General features: G+C 64.1%; 5 protein-coding genes. All 5 read left to right on the forward strand.

Going from position 1 to position 3,223, the window contains the following annotated elements; translation table 11 throughout:
- The coding region (locus tag WEB61_RS09740) for a class I fructose-bisphosphate aldolase (RefSeq protein ID WP_368064149.1) at positions 1-155 on the forward strand (155 nt) is incomplete at its 5' end.
- A gap of 126 nt (positions 156-281) precedes the next feature.
- Positions 282-956: a thiamine phosphate synthase gene (gene thiE / locus WEB61_RS09745; protein ID WP_368064145.1), complete on the forward strand. Its 675-nt coding sequence runs from the start codon at positions 282-284 to the stop codon at positions 954-956.
- A 125-nt stretch (positions 957-1,081) separates the two neighbouring features.
- Positions 1,082-2,029: an SEL1-like repeat protein gene (locus WEB61_RS09750; RefSeq protein WP_368064146.1), complete on the forward strand. Its 948-nt coding sequence runs from the start codon at positions 1,082-1,084 to the stop codon at positions 2,027-2,029.
- Between the two features lie 141 nt (positions 2,030-2,170).
- Positions 2,171-2,734: an elongation factor P gene (gene efp, locus WEB61_RS09755; protein WP_368064147.1), complete on the forward strand. Its 564-nt coding sequence runs from the start codon at positions 2,171-2,173 to the stop codon at positions 2,732-2,734.
- A gap of 19 nt (positions 2,735-2,753) precedes the next feature.
- On the forward strand, positions 2,754-3,223 hold a 470-nt coding region (locus WEB61_RS09760; protein ID WP_368064148.1), incomplete at its 3' end, for an inositol monophosphatase family protein.

Below are 3,223 nucleotides of genomic sequence, written 5' to 3' on the forward strand. Positions count from 1 at the left end.
CCTATGGACGTGCGCTGCAGGCCGCACCGCTGAAGGCATGGAGCGGCAAGGCCGAAAACGTCACCGCCGGCCAGAAGGCATTCCTCCACAGAGCCAAAATGAACGGCCTTGCGACGCTGGCCCAATGGCAAACGACACTCGAAAAGGCGGCATGAAATCTGCCGGACGCAAGAACGACCGAGGCCCCGCTTTCGCAAGCGGGGCCTCTTTTTTTGTTCCGGATGCGACATTTGACATGAAGAAGGTGCACAGGCCGCCGCTTCGCGATACAAAGCGGGCCCATGACCGACCGGAACCCCGAAACTGACACCTGCCGCCTCTACCTCATCACGCCGCCGCGCTTCGAGCCTCATGCCTTCGCCGACACGCTGAAGGCGGCGCTCGATGCGGGCGACGTCGCCAGCCTGCAGCTTCGCATTAAAGGCGAGAATGAGGCGCCGCCGGAAGCCGACGCCATACGCCGCGCGACCGAAGTGCTGATGCCGCTGGCACATATCTATGACATCGCCTTTATCCTCAACGACCGGCCGGACCTCGCGGCGGAACTCGGTGCGGATGGCGTTCATGTCGGCCAGACGGATGCGACCTACGCCGAAGCGCGAAAAATCGTCGGTCCCGATCGTATTGTCGGCGTCACCTGCCATGCCTCTCGCCATCTCGCCATGGAAGCCGGCGAAGCCGGTGCGGATTACGTGGCGTTCGGCGCCTTTTATGAAACCGGCACAAAGACGCCCATTAGCAGGGCCGAACCGGAAATCCTGACCTGGTGGTCGGAAGTCTTCGTGGTGCCATGTGTGGCAATCGGAGGGATTACGGTCGAAAATGCCGCACCACTGGTGCGTGCAGGCGCGGACTTCCTGGCTGTATCGTCGGGTGTCTGGGCCCATGCCGAGAGCCCGGCTGCGGCGGTACGCGCATTCAACCGGATAATGACCGACGAGAGAACGCCCCGATGAGGCATCTGCTTGTTGCATCAGGCATGGCCGTCGCGGCCCTGCTGGCTTCACACCCCGAGACACACGCCCAGAACGCTCCGTCTTCGCAGCGTGCGACGTCAAGGCCTGCTGCGATGGCGCCGGCCATGGAGGCCTACAGGGCACAGCACTACGAGGAGGCGCTGCGCCTCGCCCGGCCACTGGCCGAAAAGGGCGAGGTCGCGGCCCAACTGATGCTTGGATCGATCTACAACAACGGCGAGGGTGTGGCGCCCGACCGCGACGAAGCCGCCAGATGGTTCGGCATGGCGGCCGAACGCGGCGACGCCAGCGCCCAGTACGCGCTTGGACTGCTGATGGAATATGGGCGCATCGACGGGGCGAACGGCGAGGCGGCCCGCAAGCTCTTCCAGCAGGCCGCCGACCAGGGCCACGCCGGCGCCCAGACCGAACTCGGCATGATGTTCACGGCGGGCCATGGCGGCCCGCGCGACATCGAAACGGCCGCAACATTGTTCGAACGTGCCGCCAAAAGCGGCCATGCCGACGCGCAATACAATCTGGGGACGCTCTTTGCGACCGGCCGCGGCAAACCGCAAAATCTGGGCGAGGCGGCGCGCTATTTCCGGTTGGCCGCCGATCAGGGCCAGCCGGAGGCCAGCTACCAGCTCGGCCTGATGCTGCAGGACGGCGTCGGCATGCCGAAAAGCGCCGCCGAGGCAGCCCGGCGTTTCACCGTCGCCGCCGAGAGCGGCGTCCCGGAAGCCCAGACGGCGCTGGCCTTTGCCTATCTCGATGGCGCCGGCGTGAAGCGCAACGACACGCTGGCCGCCAAATGGTTCACCGAAGCGGCCATGCGCGGCGAGCCGTTGGCCCAGGACCGCTTGGCGCGTCTCTATTTTCTGGGCCAGGGCGTGGCGCGCGATGTCGCCGCCGCGTTGCTCTGGCTGACTCTGGCCGAGAAGGGCGGTTATCAGGACGAAACCCTGAGAAGCGCCCTGGAACCTGAAATCACGTCCGAAATCCGTGCCCGCGTCGACGAACAGATCGCCAAATGGGACAGCGCCGGCGACGGCGCCGCAACGGCAGACTGACCGTCGCGCCCACGTCCGGGGCAAGCCTTTCGACGGAAAGCCTCTGTCCATTGCCGGCGCAGGGTGTTATCAGAGCGCCGGCTGACGCTTGTCCGCCGAGCCCATGTCCATATCCGGCCAGTCCCCGAACTCGAGCATTCCATGAAGATCAACGGCAACGAAATCCGCCCCGGCAACGTCATCGAACATGAGGGAGGGCTCTGGGCTGCAGTCAAGGTCCAGCACGTCAAGCCCGGCAAAGGCGGCGCCTTTGCGCAGGTCGAGCTGAAGAACCTTGTCGACGGCCGCAAGCTGAACGAGCGTTTCCGTTCCGCCGAAACGGTCGAGCGGGTGCGCCTCGAACAGAAGGATTATCAGTATCTCTATGAGAACGACGGGATGCTGACCTTCATGGACAACGAAACCTACGAACAGATCGAGCTGTCGAAGGAATGGGTCGGCGACCGCGCGGCCTTCCTGCAGGATGGCATGAAGGTGACGGTCGAAAGCCATGAAGGCAAGGCGCTCGGCATCTCGCTGCCCGACCACGTGGTGCTGGAAATTACCGAGACCGAACCCACGGTAAAGGGACAGACCGCGACAAGCTCCTACAAGCCTGCCCTTCTCGAGAACGGCGTGCGCGTCATGGTGCCGCCATTCGTGACGACCGGCGAGAAGATCGTCGTCGACACGAACGAAGTCACCTATCTGCGTCGCGCCGAATAACGCCCGGCCGGTATAACCCATGTCCCGCCACACCCCCTCGATGTCCGTCATGGTTGCCGCCGCCCGCAAGGCGGCGCGAGGCCTGCAGCGCGATTTCGGCGAGGTGGAAAACCTTCAGGTCTCGATGAAAGGCCCGGCGAATTTCGTCACCGCCGCCGACAAGAAGGCCGAAAAGGTCATCTTCCAGGAATTGTCGAAGGCCCGTCCCGGCTACGGTTTCCTGATGGAAGAAGGCGGCGTGGTCGAAGGCGCCGACAAGTCGCATCGCTGGATCATCGATCCGCTCGACGGCACGACGAACTTCCTGCACGGCATTCCTATGTTTTCCATCTCGATCGGCCTTGAGCGCGAGGGGCAGATCGTGGCCGGCCTCGTCTACAATCCGATCTCCGACGAAATGTTCATCGCCGAAAAGGGCCAGGGCGCGTTTCTCAACGACCGCCGCATCCGCGTCGCGGTCCGCCGCGAACTGGCGCAATCGGTTGTCGG

This window comes from Parvibaculum sp. (genome assembly GCF_040882025.1).
Lineage (GTDB): Bacteria > Pseudomonadota > Alphaproteobacteria > Parvibaculales > Parvibaculaceae > Parvibaculum.

Bases quoted from the DNA above. Each gene is read 5' to 3' on its own strand.
- WEB61_RS09750 (WP_368064146.1), top strand. From the start codon at position 1,082: ATGGAGGCCTACAGGGCACAGCACTACGAGGAGGCGCTGCGCCTCGCC.
- thiE (WP_368064145.1), top strand. From the start codon at position 282: ATGACCGACCGGAACCCCGAAACTGACACCTGCCGCCTCTACCTCATC.
- efp (WP_368064147.1), top strand. From the start codon at position 2,171: ATGAAGATCAACGGCAACGAAATCCGCCCCGGCAACGTCATCGAACAT.